The organism is Microcystis sp. T1-4 (assembly GCF_000297435.1).
Taxonomy (GTDB): Bacteria; Cyanobacteriota; Cyanobacteriia; order Cyanobacteriales; family Microcystaceae; genus Microcystis.
On sequence record NZ_CAIP01000212.1, the window covers coordinates 1 to 17,881 of the forward strand.

9 protein-coding genes, 1 tRNA gene and 3 rRNA genes are annotated in these 17,881 nt (G+C 45.4%); 5 read left to right on the plus strand and 8 right to left on the minus strand.

Annotated elements, in window-relative coordinates:
* Nucleotides 1–270 precede the first annotated feature (270 nt).
* From MICAI_RS13125 to rrf, 4 genes are all read left to right on the plus strand, one after another.
* A 16S ribosomal RNA gene (locus tag MICAI_RS13125) occupies nucleotides 271–1,759 on the plus strand.
* A gap of 131 nt (nucleotides 1,760–1,890) precedes the next feature.
* Nucleotides 1,891–1,964: transfer RNA gene (locus tag MICAI_RS13130), tRNA-Ile, on the plus strand.
* Between the two features lie 150 nt (nucleotides 1,965–2,114).
* Nucleotides 2,115–4,994: ribosomal RNA gene (locus MICAI_RS13135) — 23S ribosomal RNA — on the plus strand.
* 56 nt (nucleotides 4,995–5,050) lie between these two features.
* Nucleotides 5,051–5,168: ribosomal RNA gene (rrf, locus tag MICAI_RS13140) — 5S ribosomal RNA — on the plus strand.
* The 16S, 23S and 5S rRNA genes sit together here with 1 tRNA gene alongside, the layout of an rRNA operon.
* A gap of 47 nt (nucleotides 5,169–5,215) precedes the next feature.
* Here rrf and MICAI_RS13145 read toward each other — a convergent pair.
* The 3 genes from MICAI_RS13145 to kaiC all read right to left on the minus strand — a co-directional run bounded on the left by MICAI_RS13145 (nucleotide 5,216) and on the right by kaiC (nucleotide 10,349).
* Nucleotides 5,216–7,840 carry a trans-splicing intein-formed DNA polymerase III subunit alpha N-terminal partner DnaE-N gene (locus tag MICAI_RS13145; protein ID WP_008202738.1) on the minus strand — a complete coding sequence of 875 codons (2,625 nt, stop codon included), beginning with the start codon at nucleotides 7,838–7,840 and terminating at the stop codon, nucleotides 5,216–5,218.
* A gap of 83 nt (nucleotides 7,841–7,923) precedes the next feature.
* Complete coding sequence (locus MICAI_RS13150; protein ID WP_008202740.1) at nucleotides 7,924–8,754, minus strand: amino acid ABC transporter substrate-binding protein; 831 nt, start codon at nucleotides 8,752–8,754, stop codon at nucleotides 7,924–7,926.
* 74 nt (nucleotides 8,755–8,828) lie between these two features.
* Nucleotides 8,829–10,349, minus strand: a complete 1,521-nt coding sequence (gene kaiC / locus MICAI_RS13155; RefSeq protein WP_002797104.1) for a circadian clock protein KaiC — start codon at nucleotides 10,347–10,349, stop codon at nucleotides 8,829–8,831.
* Between the two features lie 350 nt (nucleotides 10,350–10,699).
* On the opposite strand from kaiC, the gene MICAI_RS26470 reads away from it, so the two are divergent.
* Nucleotides 10,700–10,849 (plus strand): hypothetical protein, encoded by a 150-nt coding sequence (locus tag MICAI_RS26470; RefSeq protein WP_008202743.1) that lies wholly within the window; start codon nucleotides 10,700–10,702, stop codon nucleotides 10,847–10,849.
* Between the two features lie 78 nt (nucleotides 10,850–10,927).
* Here MICAI_RS26470 and MICAI_RS13160 read toward each other — a convergent pair whose 3' ends face one another.
* From MICAI_RS13160 to mreC, 5 genes are all read right to left on the minus strand, one after another.
* The gene (locus tag MICAI_RS13160; protein WP_008202745.1) at nucleotides 10,928–11,854 is read right to left on the minus strand and encodes a branched-chain amino acid transaminase; all 927 of its coding nucleotides are present in this window, start codon (nucleotides 11,852–11,854) and stop codon (nucleotides 10,928–10,930) included.
* 23 nt (nucleotides 11,855–11,877) lie between these two features.
* Entirely contained in the window at nucleotides 11,878–13,638 is a 1,761-nt protein-coding gene (locus tag MICAI_RS13165) for a M61 family metallopeptidase (protein ID WP_008202748.1), read from the minus strand.
* Nucleotides 13,639–13,967: 329 nt separating this feature from the next.
* Complete coding sequence (locus MICAI_RS13170; RefSeq protein ID WP_008202750.1) at nucleotides 13,968–16,418, minus strand: transglycosylase domain-containing protein; 2,451 nt, start codon at nucleotides 16,416–16,418, stop codon at nucleotides 13,968–13,970.
* Between the two features lie 119 nt (nucleotides 16,419–16,537).
* A complete protein-coding gene (gene mreD, locus MICAI_RS13175; RefSeq protein ID WP_008202752.1) occupies nucleotides 16,538–17,119 on the minus strand; it encodes a rod shape-determining protein MreD in 582 nt (193 codons plus the stop codon).
* Nucleotides 17,086–17,835 carry a rod shape-determining protein MreC gene (gene mreC, locus MICAI_RS13180; protein WP_008202753.1) on the minus strand — a complete coding sequence of 250 codons (750 nt, stop codon included), beginning with the start codon at nucleotides 17,833–17,835 and terminating at the stop codon, nucleotides 17,086–17,088. The genes mreD and mreC overlap by 34 nt, the downstream gene beginning before the upstream one ends.
* Between the last annotated feature and the right edge of the window lie 46 nt (nucleotides 17,836–17,881).

Consider the following 17,881-nt stretch of genomic DNA (forward strand, 5'->3'; position numbering starts at 1 on the left):
GCTTAAAAGCTGAAAGGCTTACGTAGCAAGGGATAGAAAAAAGATCAAAAAATTTTGCCAAAAGGGGTTGACAAACCTGGGGAAGTTAGATACATTGGTAAATGCGCGGTTGAAGCGAAGCGAAAGCGAAGCGAAACAAACGACGCTGGAACCTAGACAAAACAATAGTTTGAAAGCCAAGTAAAACAGCCTCGTTTAGAAGCAATTCTATAACAAAACGGTGAAACCCGCAAGGGGGAAACCAAAAAAAGTCAAAGAATCAAACGATTCATCATGGAGAGTTTGATCCTGGCTCAGGATGAACGCTGGCGGCGTGCCTAACACATGCAAGTCGAACGGGAATCTTCGGATTCTAGTGGCGGACGGGTGAGTAACGCGTAAGAATCTAACTTCAGGACGGGGACAACAGTTGGAAACGACTGCTAATACCCGATATGCCGCAAGGTGAAACCTAATTGGCCTGAAGAAGAGCTTGCGTCTGATTAGCTAGTTGGTGGGGTAAAGGCCTACCAAGGCGACGATCAGTAGCTGGTCTGAGAGGATGAGCAGCCACACTGGGACTGAGACACGGCCCAGACTCCTACGGGAGGCAGCAGTGGGGAATTTTCCGCAATGGGCGAAAGCCTGACGGAGCAACGCCGCGTGAGGGAGGAAGGTCTTTGGATTGTAAACCTCTTTTCTCAAGGAAGAAGTTCTGACGGTACTTGAGGAATCAGCCTCGGCTAACTCCGTGCCAGCAGCCGCGGTAATACGGGGGAGGCAAGCGTTATCCGGAATTATTGGGCGTAAAGCGTCCGCAGGTGGTCAGCCAAGTCTGCCGTCAAATCAGGTTGCTTAACGACCTAAAGGCGGTGGAAACTGGCAGACTAGAGAGCAGTAGGGGTAGCAGGAATTCCCAGTGTAGCGGTGAAATGCGTAGAGATTGGGAAGAACATCGGTGGCGAAAGCGTGCTACTGGGCTGTATCTGACACTCAGGGACGAAAGCTAGGGGAGCGAAAGGGATTAGATACCCCTGTAGTCCTAGCCGTAAACGATGGATACTAGGCGTGGCTTGTATCGACCCGAGCCGTGCCGAAGCTAACGCGTTAAGTATCCCGCCTGGGGAGTACGCACGCAAGTGTGAAACTCAAAGGAATTGACGGGGGCCCGCACAAGCGGTGGAGTATGTGGTTTAATTCGATGCAACGCGAAGAACCTTACCAAGACTTGACATGTCGCGAACCCTGGTGAAAGCTGGGGGTGCCTTCGGGAGCGCGAACACAGGTGGTGCATGGCTGTCGTCAGCTCGTGTCGTGAGATGTTGGGTTAAGTCCCGCAACGAGCGCAACCCTCGTTCTTAGTTGCCAGCATTAAGTTGGGGACTCTAAGGAGACTGCCGGTGACAAACCGGAGGAAGGTGGGGATGACGTCAAGTCAGCATGCCCCTTACGTCTTGGGCGACACACGTACTACAATGGTCGGGACAAAGGGCAGCGAACTCGCGAGAGCCAGCGAATCCCAGCAAACCCGGCCTCAGTTCAGATTGCAGGCTGCAACTCGCCTGCATGAAGGAGGAATCGCTAGTAATCGCCGGTCAGCATACGGCGGTGAATTCGTTCCCGGGCCTTGTACACACCGCCCGTCACACCATGGAAGCTGGTCACGCCCGAAGTCATTACCTCAACCGCAAGGAGGGGGATGCCTAAGGCAGGGCTAGTGACTGGGGTGAAGTCGTAACAAGGTAGCCGTACCGGAAGGTGTGGCTGGATCACCTCCTTAAAGGGAGACCTAATTCAGGTATGGGACGAAAAAAAGTAGTCGCTACCAAGAATCAATCCCAAAAGGTCGGAGCGAGGCATGAGGCTTTCAAACTAGGTTCTGGGTTCATAAAAGACCTGAATCAGGAACAAGGGCTATTAGCTCAGGTGGTTAGAGCGCACCCCTGATAAGGGTGAGGTCCCTGGTTCGAGTCCAGGATGGCCCACCTGCACAGGTGGCCAAAAAAAAGAAGCGAGGAATCAGCACCTTATCCTAATTTATATATAGGAGAGAATGCTGGCTCTGAGTAAAGAGTCCAGAGGAACCTTGAAAACTGCATAGAGCTAGGTGAAAAAGCCAAAAAAGAGGACCGCAAGGTCAAGCTAATAAGGGCTAACGGTGGATACCTAGGCACACGGAAGCGAAGAAGGACGTAGTTACCGACGAAACGCTTCGGGGAGCGGGAAGCAAGCATTGATCCGAAGATATCCGAATGGGGCAACCCTAAACACGACCACCTGAATACATAGGGTGGAGCGAGCAAACCTGGTGAACTGAAACATCTTAGTAGCCAGAGGAAAAGAAAGCAACAGCGATTCCCCCAGTAGCGGCGAGCGAAAAGGGAACAGCCTAAACCAAGTTCTGCGGAACTTGGGGTCGTGGGACAGTGACAAAAGACTGGGAAATTTAGACGAAGCGGCTGAAAACCGCACCAGAGAAGGTGAAAGTCCTGTAGTCGAAAAAGGAACCAGCTTAACTGCATCCCGAGTAGCATGGGGCACGTGAAATCCCGTGTGAATCTGCCTCGACCACGAGGTAAGGCTAAATATTCCCGTGTGACCGATAGAGAAACAGTACCGCGAGGGAAAGGTGAAAAGAACCCCGGAAGGGGAGTGAAATAGAACATGAAACCGTTAGCCTACAAGCAATGGGAGGACGATTGAACGTCTGACCGTGTGCCTGTTGAAGAATGAGCCGGCGACTTACAGGTTATGGCAGGTGAAGGGGGAAGACCCCACAGCCCCAGCGAAAGCGAGTCTGAATAGGGCGAAACGTCATAATTTGTAGACCCGAACCCGGGTGATCTAACCATGGCCAGGATGAAGCTTGGGTAAAACCAAGTGGAGGTCCGAACCGACTAATGTTGAAAAATTAGCGGATGAGCTGTGGTTAGGGGTGAAATGCCAATCGAACTCGGAGCTAGCTGGTTCTCCCCGAAATGTGTTGAGGCGCAGCGGTAGTGGAAGTTTAGTCGGGGTAAAGCACTGTTTCGCCGCGGGCTGGGAGACCGGTACCAAGGCGAGGCAAACTCTGAATACGGCTAAAAAAACTACCAGTGAGACGGTGGGGGATAAGCTTCATCGTCAAGAGGGAAACAGCCCAGACCACCAGCTAAGGTCCCCAAATGATAACTAAGTGAGAAAGGAGGTGGGAGTGCATTGACAACCAGGAGGTTTGCCTAGAAGCAGCAATCCTTAAAAGAGTGCGTAATAGCTCACTGGTCAAGCGCTCCTGCGCCGAAAATGAACGGGGCTAAGTTATCTACCGAAGCTGTGGACTACATTGTAGTGGTAGGGGAGCGTTCTATAGGGGGTGAAGCAGTAGCGGCAAGCAGCTGTGGACTCTATAGAAGTGAGAATGTCGGCTTAAGTAGCGAAAATGTGGGTGAGAATCCCACACCCCGAAACCCCAAGGTTTCCTCCGCAAGGCTCGTCCGCGGAGGGTCAGTCAGGACCTAAGGCGAGGCTGAAAAGCGTAGTCGATGGACAACGGGTTAACATTCCCGTACCGATTAATGATTGTGCCGGAGAACGGAGAAGGTCAACGTCAGCTGGATGTTGGTTACCAGTGCAAGCAGTCGAGGCGATGAGAGGTGGTGAAAACACCTGGAGCTAAGACGCGAGTCCCACCTCCCACGGGAGGGAAGTGGCGCTGATCAAGCTTCCTAGAAAAGCCCGAACCACGTTAATCATTAATTGCCTGTACCCGAAACCGACACAGGTGGGGAAGTAGAGAATACTAAGGGGCGCGAGATAACTCTCTCTAAGGAACTCGGCAAAATGACCCCGTAACTTCGGGAGAAGGGGTACCCTCGCAAGAGGGTCGCAGTGAATAGGCCCAGGCGACTGTTTACCAAAAACACAGGTCTCCGCCAAGTCGTAAGACGCAGTATGGAGGCTGACGCCTGCCCAGTGCCGGAAGGTTAAGGAAGTTGGTCAGGAGTAATCTGAAGCTGACGACCGAAGCCCCGGTGAACGGCGGCCGTAACTATAACGGTCCTAAGGTAGCGAAATTCCTTGTCGGGTAAGTTCCGACCCGCACGAAAGGCGTAACGATCTGGGCACTGTCTCGGAGAGAGACTCGGCGAAATAGGATTGTCTGTGAAGATACGGACTACCTGCACCTGGACAGAAAGACCCTATGAAGCTTTACTGTAGCCTGGAATTGGCTTCGGGCTTCGCTTGCGCAGGATAGGTGGGAAGCTTTGAAACTCTCCTCGTGGGGAGAGTGGAGCTAACGGTGAGATACCACTCTGGCGAGGCTAGAATTCTAACCCTGACCCCTAATCGGGGCGGGAGACAGTTTCAGGTGGGCAGTTTGACTGGGGCGGTCGCCTCCTAAAAGGTAACGGAGGCGCGCAAAGGTTCCCTCGGTCCCGTTGGAAATGGGACGATAGAGTGCAAAAGCAGAAGGGAGCTTGACTGTGAGACCCACAAGTCGAACAGGGACGAAAGTCGGCTTTAGTGATCCGACGGCACCGCGTGGAAGGGCCGTCGCTCAACGGATAAAAGTTACTCTAGGGATAACAGGCTGATCTCCCCCAAGAGTTCACATCGACGGGGAGGTTTGGCACCTCGATGTCGGCTCATCGCAACCTGGGGCTGAAGTCGGTCCCAAGGGTTGGGCTGTTCGCCCATTAAAGCGGTACGTGAGCTGGGTTCAGAACGTCGTGAGACAGTTCGGTCCATATCCGGTGTAGGCGTAAGAGCATTGCGAGGAGCCTTCCTTAGTACGAGAGGACCGGGAAGGACGCACCGCTGGTGTACCTGTTATCGTGCCAACGGTAAACGCAGGGTAGCCATGTGCGGAGCGGATAACCGCTGAAAGCATCTAAGTGGGAAGCCCACCTCCAGATGATTGCTCTCATGGCATTAAGCCAGTAAGGTCTCGGGTAGACTACCCGTTGATAGGCTCTAGATGGAAGCTCGGTAACGAGTGCAGTCGAGGAGTACTAACCGACCGAGGGCTTGACCTCATTCTTCTTTTCCACACTTTTTCCCTAGTTTTTGCAGTCTTGAGGGTTCTACCCTTCCTGGTGTCTTTAACGTGATGGCACCACTCCGATTCCATCCCGAACTCGGTTGTGAAACTTCACCGTGGCCAAGATACTTGTCGGGTTGCCGACCGGGACAATAGCTCGATGCCAGGATTATTCTTTCCTACCCCTCAATCTCACCAGATTGGGGGGTTTGGTTTTTAGGAAAAATCAGAGGATTTTAAATCTAAACCTCGCTCAAATATTGTATCTATGGCTAACATTTCTCCGTCGCTAGTCATAAATTTATGATCTTTGGTTGCTTGGATAGTTTGCCCATTTTCTAGGGTATATTCAAAGACCTCTTGTAAACCTCGCTCGTGCCATTGAGAGATTGGTTGACTATAAACAAAACCATTTTTATCTACACTATAAACAGTGCAGTTAATTTCTTCGCTCACAATTTTAGCAATTGGTAATAATCCGTATTCCTCAGTTAAAATTAACGTCTCACCTCCCAGACAATATTCGGCAAAATTTACCATCTGTTCAAAGAGATTTTCAGCGATTCTTTTTTCCACACCATTTTTAGCAGCACCATCGATAAACATCTCCCTTTGTTTCTGCATTTCGGAGGCTTTTTTCTTACCCATTGCTCGACGCAATAGATCTGCTTCTCCTAGGGAATAACCAGCTAAATCCTGCGCCATTTTCATAATCTGTTCTTGATAGACTAAAACTGCGTAGGTTTCCTTAAGAATTGGTTCCAATAAAGGATGATCATAACGAATGGGTTCTCTACCGTGTTTTCTGCCAATAAAGAGAGGAATTAATCCCGCATCTAAAGGACCGGGACGATAGAGTGCTAGGATTGAAGATATGTCCTCAATACCCGATGGTTTTAACTCTTTAACGATCTGTTTCATCCCCGACGATTCTAACTGGAAAATACCTTCTAAATCCCCTTCTTCTAGTAATCCGTGGGTTTTGAGAATATCGGGAGGTAGTTTTTTATGTTCCCCTTTGGCCCGAATTTGCAGGGCTTTTCTTTCATCTAAAGGCAATTGATCCAGATCAATTTCTATGCCCTGATTTTGTTTAATTAAATCGGCGGTTTTTTTCAAAGTGGTTAAATTTCTTAACCCTAAAAAGTCCATTTTTAACAATCCCAATGATTCTAAATCTTCCATGAAATATTGGGTAATTACCGCACCATCATTATTTTTCTGGAGGGGAACCACTTCATCTAAAGGCTGGGAAGAAATGACGACTCCTGCGGCATGAACTCCAAAGGTTTTGTTAGTACCTTCGATACGAATTGCCATATCTAACCAATGACGCACATGGGGTTCCGTATCGTATCTTTCTTTAAATGCTGGTTCGGGAGTGTCATCGGAAATCATCACTTTTAACGGTGTCGGTTTCCCGCGAGAAACGGGAATCATTTTCGCCATTTTATCCGATTCGGCATAGGGAATATCTAACACCCTCGCCACATCTTTTAAAACAGCTTTTGATGTCATGCGGTTAAAAGTAATGATTTGGGCAACATTAGCCTCACCGTATTTTTCCGTAACGTATTGGATCATTTCATCCCGTCTCTCGATACAGAAATCCGTATCAATATCAGGCATAGATTTTCGTTCAGGATTGAGAAAACGCTCAAATAATAAACCGTGATGAACGGGATCAATATTGGTTATTTTTAAAGAATATGCTACCAAAGAACCGGCCGCAGAACCGCGTCCTGGACCGACGGGTATATCATGATCTCTAGCATATTTTATATAGTCCCAAACGACGAGAAAATAGGTAGAAAATCCCATTTTCTGTAACATTTTTAATTCGTATTCCAGCCTTTCTTTGTAAACGGGTTCAATCTCGTGACGAGAAGGACATTTTAATCTTTCTAGTAATCCTAACCAAGCAATTTCTTCTACATAACTATCAGCAGTATGTCCGGCAGGAACAGGATAATTAGGCAGCCTTGGTTCATTAAATATGTTATAAGGTTCGACTTTTTCTGCTACTTCTAAGGTGTTATTAATCGCTTCTTCAATCACATCTTCTGGCAGATGATCACGGAAAAGTAAGCGCATTTCATCAGCAGATTTTAAGTATTCTGTGCCGCTATAACGGAGGCGTTTGTCTTCAGTAATTAACTTGGCAGTTTGAATACAAAGCAAGGCATCGTGTGCCTCTACATCGTAACAGGAAATAAAGTGAGAATCGTTAGTAGCAACTACTTTAATTCCTAATTCTTTAGCAATTTTAACTATTTCTACATTGACAATCCGATCTTCTTTAGAACCGTGGTCTTGAATTTCTAAATAAAAATCATCACCAAAAAGTTTTTTATACCATTTAGCAGTTTCCTTAGCCAGTTTCCTGTTATTAGCTAAAATCGCTTGAGGAATCTCTCCACCCAAGCAAGCACTGGTAACTATCAATCCTTCGTGGTATTGTTGGAGTAACTCTTTATTGATACAAGGACGAGCAAAAATGCCTTTACCTTGAATACCTTTCAGATTAGAAATAGTTGTTAATTTAACTAGATTTTTATAGCCTTGGGTATTTTTGGCTAAAACAACTTGATGATATTTTCGGTGGCGAAGATTGACTTCAATATCGCCATTGACTATATACATTTCGTTGCCAATAATTGGTTTTATTCCCTTATTACGGCAGGTTTTAATTAATTCGATCGCACCATACATGACTCCATGATCGGTTAAAGCGATCGCTGGTTGTCCCAATTCGATCGCTCGATCAATTAGTGCCGGCAATTGGGAAGCACCATCAAGTAAGCTATAATCACTGTGAATATGTAAACCGACAAAAGACATAATTTTTCAGGAAAAAGTAACAAGTCAAAAGCAAAAAAACTAGAATTTACTAACTTTTAATTTTCAGCAATTACAGTCTATTTTTAGGGTTGATTGAGAATCCTATAGGGGAAAGAACTTTCTTCTAAATTAAACCATTGTTCTCGCAGTTTCTGGTTATCATTGCTGCCGACAACAGTATCAACAAATTTTTTCCATTCGGGATCGTTTTTGGGTAAAATACAGCCATAAAGTTCGGTGGTAATCGGTTGACTGGGTAGTAGCACAAATTGTCGCGGATCCTGTCCTTGTTTAACGAGTTCCCCCAGCAGAAGAATTCCATCACTAACCACTGCGTTTACTTCTCCCCTTTGTAATTTTGCCACTGCCTCACTTCGATCGCTGACAGCTTGCCAATTAGCCAGAGGATAGATATAACGAATAATACTATCGGTGGTGGTGTGGGGAATATAGGCGATCGCAACTGCCGCTAAAGTGTTATTAATATCTATTTTATCAACATTTTCCCTTTTAGTTAAAAATTGCGCTCCTGTCATAAAATAGGGAATAGAAAAATTAACCCTTTCTAGTCTTTCTTCCGTGATTGTTGCCGCATTACAGGATAAATCTACTTGTCCCTGTTCCACTTGCTGAAAACGATTATTAGTCGTCGCTTCTGTAAAGGTTATTGTAATCGGTTTAGCCAATTCTTGTGCTAATCGACGTTGGACTAAGCGCATTAATTCCACTCCGTAACCTGTCCATTTTCCCGTTTTCTCATCGATATAACTAAAGGGAGTAGCGTCTTTTCTAGCTGCCGCTTTTAATTCTCCCGTGCGAGCAATTCTTTGTAAAACTGTTTCTGCCAAGGCTGATAAATGTAGGTTATTTATCAGTAAAAGACCTAGAAAAATAAAGCAAAAGTTTTTAGACATATCAAGAAAGCAAGAAGGAGATAGGGAGAAAAAAAGCTAACCACCGACGCGCGATTAGCAAGTACTGCTATATTTTAACTACGATCCTCAAATAATCCACTCAAACGTTCTACCTCTGTTTGTGCTGTGTACATAGGAGTTCCGGCCAGAATTCCGGTAACATTGCGGAAAGGTTGGCCGATGTGCATACCTTGATGATCGATCGAAAACTCACGAATATCCTTATCGTGCATAGAACCGCGCATTTTTAAAACAGTGATACCGCGGCGCATTTCTCCATACATTTCCACATAACGCAGTAGAATAATTGAATCGGTAATTGTAGAAATATGAGCTTCTGTAATCGAGGAACCTCCTAATAAAGTGGGAGTGGTGGAAGTAAATAATCCTCCTACCTCTTTTTGCTTAATAAAAGAAGTCAAACCGATAATAAATTCCCGAAATCCTTTCAGATTAGAAACCCGTTCTAAAGCAGATAAACTATCTACTGCCACTCGATTAGGTTGAAACTCCTCGATAATTTCCTTCATCATAATTAAATGATTTTCTAAACCCGTAGTTTCGGGATAACGGCAGACTACCTTTAATTTACCTTCCTTTTCCATGCGGTCATAATCCACACCCCAACCGGTAGCATTTCTAAATAACTGTTCGCGACTTTCCTCGAAGGCAAAAATTAAACATCTTTCCCCATTAGTTACTCCCCCAGCCATAAATTCTGTCACCATCAGGGTTTTTCCTGTTCCTGTGGCTCCCGAAACCAAAATAACCGAATCGCGGAAGAAACCACCCCCACACATTCTATCGAGTTCCAGGCTGCCGGAAGTAATACGAATATTAGAGGATTTTTGTTCTAATTCAATGGCTGATAAAGGAATAATCACGGCCCCTTTATTGGGAATAATTGTAAAAGGAAATTCTCCTTTTTGGTGATCGGTTCCCCGATATTTTAAAATTTCGATCGTCCTTCTTCTTTTCTCATCGGTTAAAACGTTGCGTAAAATCACCACATTATCGGCCACAAATTCCTCCACCCCATAACGACTGATTTCGCCGTATTCTTGGGTTCTTTCTGCGGTCATAATCGCTGTTACTTCCAATTCTCGCAAAGCGGTTGCCAGACGAAAAAGATCACTTCTCACTTGAGCGCTATCACTCAAATGGCTAAAAATTGCGCCTAAAGAATCCATAGACACCCGTTTAGCTTTATTTTTGCGGATAGCAAACTCAATGCGAGCGATTAATGCGCCTAGGTCGTATTCTCCTGTCACCATCGGCTTTTCTTCCGGTTGGGGGGAAGCATCGACAAAGGCCCACTGGCGATTCTCCTCCCACTGCCGGATATTCCAACCGAAACCACCCATATTTTTTCTCAGTGCTTGGGGTGGCTCCTCGAAGGTGACAAAAACGCCATTTTCTCCATTTTTGATGCCTTCTGCGAGAAATTGACAGGCAAAGACCGTTTTAGCACTTCCTGCCGTCCCCGCTATCAAAGTTGCTCGTCCTTTCGGTAATCCCCCTTCCGAAAGAAAATCAAAGCCGGGGATTCCTGTTTCTAACTTCTCAATCAACTCTAGGGGATTATTTTGCGTCATTCTAAGTTCTCTATGAAAACGAGCCACTGTTTATTGTACCTATTTCAGTGACCAGTGATACCGGAAATTCATCCCTAGTTTGAGAGTTTGAGCATTGGTAATAAAATTTCCCAGACATCGTTTAAATGCAGGACAGCTTCACCCACGCATAACAGAGATTGGTTACATTCAAGGAAAACTATATAAGCAGGTAAATCTTAGCCACAATTAACCAAAACAGCAGCTAACTAATAGTTAGAATCAAAGTAAGTTTTGTATTTAGTTGATTAATACTATCCTTGACAACTTTGAGAGAGTTTAAGGTATAATCATAGGTAAGCCAAATATTTGTCATATTTATTTGCTCTACTATGGAACATACAACCGATAATAATCACAATCAGCAAGAAAGCGATAATCAAAGACAAAAAATAACAAGAGATAATAAACCCATCCTGAATCTTGATCCTAATAAAACTATACCCTACATACAGGAAGGAGCCAAACCTAAAAATGAATAATTTCCGTTTATTTCAGGGTTCCTTGAGATGGGTCATGATTTGACGCATCTCAAGGAAAAATAAAGTAAAGTTCCCTAACTATAAAGGAACTTGAGTAATCCAATCTTGATACTTTTGTTCCTGATTAAGAACAATAGAACTTAACTTTTCTTTTAACTGATAAGTAATCGGTTTAGCTGCAGGTAAAGAAAAAGTTTCAATCCTTTTAATCGGAGTAATTTTCGCCGCAGTGCCACTTAAAAACACCTCATCAGCGATAAATAACTCCGTCTTATCTACGGGTCTTTCAATAACCGGAATACCCAAATCCCGCGCAATAGTTAAAACACTATCTCTAGTAATACCCTCTAGGATATCTTGGTCAAAACTAGGAGTAATTAGCTGACCATTTCTGATGATAAAAATATTCATTCCCGTCGCTTCACAGACTTTACCCTGAGAATTCATTAAAATTGCCTCATCAAACCCCGATTCTACCGCTTCCGTTTTTGCTAAAGCAGAAGTGATATAAGCGGCGCTAATTTTACCTCGCAACGGGAAACTTCTATCCTCCTGACGATACCAAGAACTAATCCGACAGTTAACCCCATCGGCAGCTAAATAATCATCCATTTCTAGACCATAGACTAGAAAATCCTTCTCGATACCATGCAATCGCGGAGCAATTCCCAACCCTGAACTATAGACAAGGGGACGAATATAAAAAGGTCGATTACACTGATTCTTTTTCACAAAATCGATAATTATTTGATAGATTTTATCAGCAGAAATCTCGTAATTAAGAAACTTAGCACTTTGACTTAAACGCTGACAATGACGTTCCAATCTAAATAATAATATCTGTCCTGGATTGCTAGGGTCGGGAGTACCTCGTAAACCACCGAAAGCGGCAGTTCCGTAGTGTAGTGCGTGGGTAGCAATGGATAATTTTGCCTCAGTAAAAGGGATAAATTTATTCTCAAAATAGGCGAGAGGAAGGAAAGGAATTTCGGCGGTAATAGACATTTTTTTGTTGATTTAACCAAGAATTAAACGGGATTTACCCATGCGGAAAAATTTTGTTTCTGGCTATTAGAAGGATTTTCTACCCTGATAATTTCATAGCGAATCGTCTGCGGGGCAGCCAGTGGAACAGCAAGGGTTCGCAATTCATCGAGATGAAAGACTGTTATCTGAATAATATCACCTGCGCGGTAGTCTTTTAATCTTTCGTTTAACTGTTCCGCCGTCACCCGCAATCCATCGATAGCCAATAATTCATCATCAGCATTAATTCCCGCTTTTTGGCAAGGAGAACCCATCTCGACAAATTTAATTATTTCTTTACCCGCTTCACTCTGTACCCGCATTCCCAGATAAGGTATCGTCTCCCCATTGCCAACACCCCGCAGATAGAGTCCAAAAGGTTCAAGATATTCATTAAAGGGTAATTCTTCCAAACCGTCGATATAACGGCAGTAGAAGTCACTTAAATCCACTCCCGCGGCGGATTCGAGAATTGCCTGCAATTCCCCATCGGTATAACCAATCTCCTCTTTACCGAAATGTTGCCACATCGAGCGTAAAACATCATCGAGGGAACGACGGTTATCGGTGTGGGTGCGAATTAGTAAATCCAGAAGCAGCGACAATAATTCCCCCTTGAGATAGTAGGAAATTTGACTATTATCGCTATTGCTATCCCGTCGGTAGAGTTTTATCCAAGCATCAAAACTCGATTCGCCTAGAGGTTGGACAAGACGACCGGGTATATTGAGATAACGAGTAATTTCTTTGCTTAAAAGCTCTAAAAAAGTCTTACTATCGTATATTCCCGCCCGTAGAGGGATTACTATATCGTAATAACTGGTGGTTCCTTCGGCAAACCAGAGGGAAGAAGTATAATTTTCTGCGTCATAATCGAAGCTTTCTAAAGCTTTTGGGCGAATACGCTTGATATTCCAGAGATGAAAGAACTCATGGGCGACTAATTGCAGAAAACGATTATATTTATCCTTATCTCGTAATCCCAAACGCGCATAGTTAAGGGTACAGGAATTTTTATGTTCTAGTCCCCCGTAACCAGCCGCCGAAAGATGTAGCAAAAAGAGATAATTATCATAGGGGAGTCCACCGAACATAGCCGACTCGGTTTGAATAATTTTAGTGGTATCGGCGATAATTTGACTAGGATTGGCGTTTCCCCGTCCCCAGATAGCTAATTGATGGGGTTTTCCCTCGACGACAAAATCGTATAACTGATGAATCCCCACTTCCACAGGACTGTCCACTAGGGTATCGAAATCGGGAACGTGAAAGCTGTTTTTCTGTCCGGGTAAAGATTTTAAGGCAGTGGTAACGCGCCAATCGCCATGGGGGGGGATAATTGTCAAGGTGAGGGGATGTTTTTGATAATCGGGGATATAGAAGAATAAAGCAGCCCCGTTGAAGTAACCGTGAGTATCGTCGAGATGGTTGGTTCTGACGGTTAAATCGTGGGCAAAAACGCGATATTTGACCGTTATTTCGGAACTGTCACCATTGTCAATCTGCCAGTGATTTTTAGCAACTTTGCGACTTTTGAGGTTAACAGCTTGAAAATCTTGGACTAAACGGGAGTATTCCCGCACCAGATAGGAACCGGGGGTCCAAACCGGCATTTTTAGGTTTAAAATCGGAGCTTGCCAACCAGTAATCTGTAGAGTGACTTCAAAGAGGTGTGAAGTCGGTTCCGACATAGCCACTTGATAGCTGAGACTTAAACGAGTTGAGGAGATGGTAGTGGGGGAAATAAGACTGGTCATCGGCATTAAACAAGCTTTTTAGTTATTATAGCGGCAAGCTTTCGGCTAAATTCCCCGGTTTCGCCGCCAAAAATCCGATGGTTTTGCAAGATTTGACCTCTTGGATAATTAATTTTTGATGGCTCAAAAACAGCAAAAATAAGGATTAAATCGCCTAAAATCTGTAAATAGACTATTTAATTGATTATTACTTATTTTTAATTCTCCTGACTCCTGACTACTGGCTACTGAATCCTAACCCTAACAACAATTTTTGATTTTTACAAACGGTCTATTTGACCGAGCAGTTTTGGCACTGTAACCCCCGCAAATCCTGCGGGGGTTTTTTTGCCGATTCAGCGTCTTTCTGCCGGGGGTGCGGGAGGAATCACATCAGGGGGAGGAGTCACCTCTAGGGGAACCGAACGAGTTTCGGGAGCTGCCACAGTGACGGGAACGGTAATCGGTTCGGCTGCTGCGGGGGCCGTATTTTGAGGACTAGGAGCAGCGGCGCTGGTAGGAGCAACGGTAGTACGCCGACGACTAGAACGGCGTTGGCTCGGTTCGCTAGTATTAGAACGGACGATAGTTTGCTCACGACTTACCCGAACCCGTCGCCGTCTGCGGATGGGGCCTTCGGTGGGGGAACCCTCATCACTGCTGGCTAAACGGTTATTAATAGTTTGGGTAAAGTAGGTACGTCGGGGTTTAATGGGTTCCGCTTTTAATGTCACCGGACGTTTACCTAAATTCGGTTCTGGGAAACCTTGATAGGGAATATCCTTAATTGCTTCTAACATAAATTGTCGCCACATCCAAGCGGACATGGTACTGGCTCCATTGGTGGGTTTATTATTGTCATTACCGAGCCAAATTCCCGTGACTAATTGGGGAATATAACCGACAAACCAAAGGTCACGAGCCTTGTCAGAAGTGCCAGTTTTTCCTGCCACCGGACGACCAATTTGTGCGGGGGTTCCCGTTCCCGAATTAACCACATCCTGCAGCATCCAAGTCATCGTCGCTGCCGTGTTTTGATTCAGAGCAGTTTTCGGTTTAAAATTGGCTTGATAAATTACTTTACCATTGCGATCAAGTACCTGATTAATACCGTAAACTGGTTGATGCACACCATTATTAGCAAAAGTCCCGTAGGCGCTGGTCAATTCTAAAAGATTGACTTCCGAAGCACCCAAAGCCAAAGAATAAGTGGGTAAAAGTTTCGACTGGATACCCATATCTTGAGCTAATTTAATCACCGGATTCCAACCCACAGCCACTAACACCTGAACCGCCACCACATTGAGGGAAGAAGTCAAAGCATCGCGCATGGACACCTCGCGGCCGCTATACCTATCACCGTAGTTTTCCGGTTTATAACCATCCACCACATACTGAGCATCTTTATAATCAGAATAAGGGGATTTACCCGCCGCAATCGCCGCCGCATAGACAAAAGGTTTAAAAGTAGATCCCGGCTGACGTTTTGCTTGTGTCACCCGATTGAATTGATTCTTATCGTGGTCAATTCCCCCGACCATAGCCTTAATTTGCCCATTTTTGGGGTCAATTGCCACTAAAGCCGCCTGTTGGAAGTTCTGCCACTGGCCATAACGAGAAACCGCTCTTTCTACCACTTCCTCCGCTTCGCTTTGCCAACGAGGATTAAGGGTAGTTTTTACCACCAATCCCCCCGCTTCTAGGGTTTTAGCGGGAACCAGTTGCGGCAGTTCTTTTTCCACATAATCGGTAAAATAGGCCGCTTGCCGTTGCAGACGTTTTAGGGGACTGGTTTTCAGGCCTAGGGGAGATGCGATCGCCAGTTGTGCTTGAGCGTTAGTAATAAATCCCACCTCGGCCATAGTTTTGAGGACGATATTACGCCGTTCTAGGGCAGATTTAGGGTTTTCGAGGGGAGAATAGAGACTAGGAGCGGGAACAATGCCTGCAAGGGTGGCAGCTTCGGCTAGAGTTAATTTATCGACGGGTTTACTGAAATATAACCAAGCGGCATCGGCCAGACCGTAGGCCCCGGAACCGAGATAAACTAGGTGAAAATAACGCTCTAAAATCTGGTCTTTTGTATATTTATCTTCTATTTTCTGAGCGATACGCATTTCCCGTAATTTGCGATCAAAACTCCTTTCTTGGGATAAAAAGACAATCCGGGCCAATTGTTGGGTGATGGTGCTGCCTCCTTCCACCACTCCCCCGGCTCTCAGGTTAGAAAAGAGAGCGCGAGCAATACCCTGGCCATCAACTCCCCCGTGTTGGCGAAAACGGCGGTCTTCACTAGCGATAAAGGCTTCCTGTACCAGTGGGGGAACTTGGGCAATTTTCACGGTTTCGTAAGTGCTAGGGCCATTTTGCTTGAGGATTTCCCCATTAGCGGCTTGAATTGTCAGGGTGCCTGGACGAGCATAGGTTTGTATATCGGCGATATTTTGCGGTAGAGAGGTTTCAAGGCGATAAATGCCCCAACCTACCCCCAAAAGTCCCCCTGTCACCCCTAATCCCAATCCCAAGTACAACCCAAAGCGGGGATGCTGTCGCCATTGCGGTAAGGGGGAATTGTCGATCAGGGTAGTAAATTTGTTCTTTAGAGGTTTTAATGTCTCTAGAGCCTTACTACTGGTTTTGGAGACTAAATTCACCTTTTTCTCTTCGGAAGCGGCTTCTACTGGCTTTTCCTCCGCAACGGGCGCAGATTTGGAGTCGATAGGATCGACTTTAGGGGGTTGCTTGGAATTTCCTAATTTATTAGCGAGATTATGAAAAAATTGACTAAGTTTTTGTTTGTATTTCATGTTAGTTGAGCGGGTGAGGGAGTGGGAATTATGAATTATGAATTATGAATTATGAATTGGGGAGAGGGGAGCAGGGAGAATAAATAAAAATAATTTCCCGACGACCGACTCCTGACTCTTTAAAGATCGCTAAATTGTCGCCACCATTGCTGGAGAGGGTAATAGAGGAGGGGAGTCCAGAGACTACTAAGCAGAGCAGAAGTGAGGCCAATGCGTTGATAATCGAGCCAAAGATCAGCGAGATTTTTGCCTCCTTGTAGATAGTATTGAAAAGCGATCGCACCATCGGCAATTAAAGTCATGAAAAAGACAATTAAGACCACGGCGATCAATTCTTCTTTAACATAACGCTGTCGGTGTAAACGGGAAGTGAGGAAACCGATCAGACCAAAAACCATGATATGGGAAGGATAATTAGAGGTAAGACTATCTTGAATAGCACCGATCGCTAATCCGGCCACCACACTATCGAGACAAGAGCGATTGAGACTCCAACTAACCAACCAAATCAGTAACCAATTGGGAGCGATGCCTAAAATCTCCATACCGGGCAGCCGCATTAAGGAAAGAAAGGCACAGAGAAGCAGCGAAGCGACAGTGACCAAAATATTCAGTATAAAACGAGAACGGGCTGATAAACGGCTTAATTTCAGCATAATTCCCCCTCTCACTGCTGAGGTTGCGGGTGAACGAACACCCATTCGAGATTGTCCACGGTGGCGGTAAATTCAATTTTGGCGGTGGGGGCGGGATTTTCCTGTAAATTAAGGGAAATTATGCGACCGATGGGCAAACCTGGCGAAAAAAGACTACTAAAAGCCGAAGTTGTCACCACATCTCCCGGTTTGACATCGGGAGCTTTTTCAAAAAAGCGCAGGGTGGCGACTTGGGAATTCTGACCTTGAATCAAACCCATGGCCCGACTACGATTCACCGTTGCTCCGATGCGACTTTGGGAATTACTGACCAATAAAACTTTGCTGGTGTGGGGAGTAACTTCCGTAATCCGTCCCACTAAACCACCAATTCCCGTCACCGAAGCACCCACTGGCACACCATCGGCGCTACCACGACCGATAATTACCTGTTGCCACCAATCATCGGCGCTGCGGCCGATAATTGGGGCAGAAATCAGGGGTTTTTTCTGGGTTTGATAATAACCAAGCTGTTTTTTTAATTGTTGATTTTGATATTCGACTTCACTTAAACGATTTTGTAATTCCCGCACCCGTTGATCGGCCAGAAGTTGCTCTTGCAGATTAGTTTCCTCTCCCTGAAAAGGGCGAGTTAATAAACCATACAATTCTAAAATCGCCCCACTTTGATAGGTGCGAATGTACCAAGCTACCCCCAGAGCGGCAGCGAGCAGCAAAAGTCGCCATCCCTGCTGTGTCCATTTTCGTCGTGCTGAATACATGAGCGATTTTAAACCTCTTGGCTGTGTAGAGTGAGAATCCGTGTCT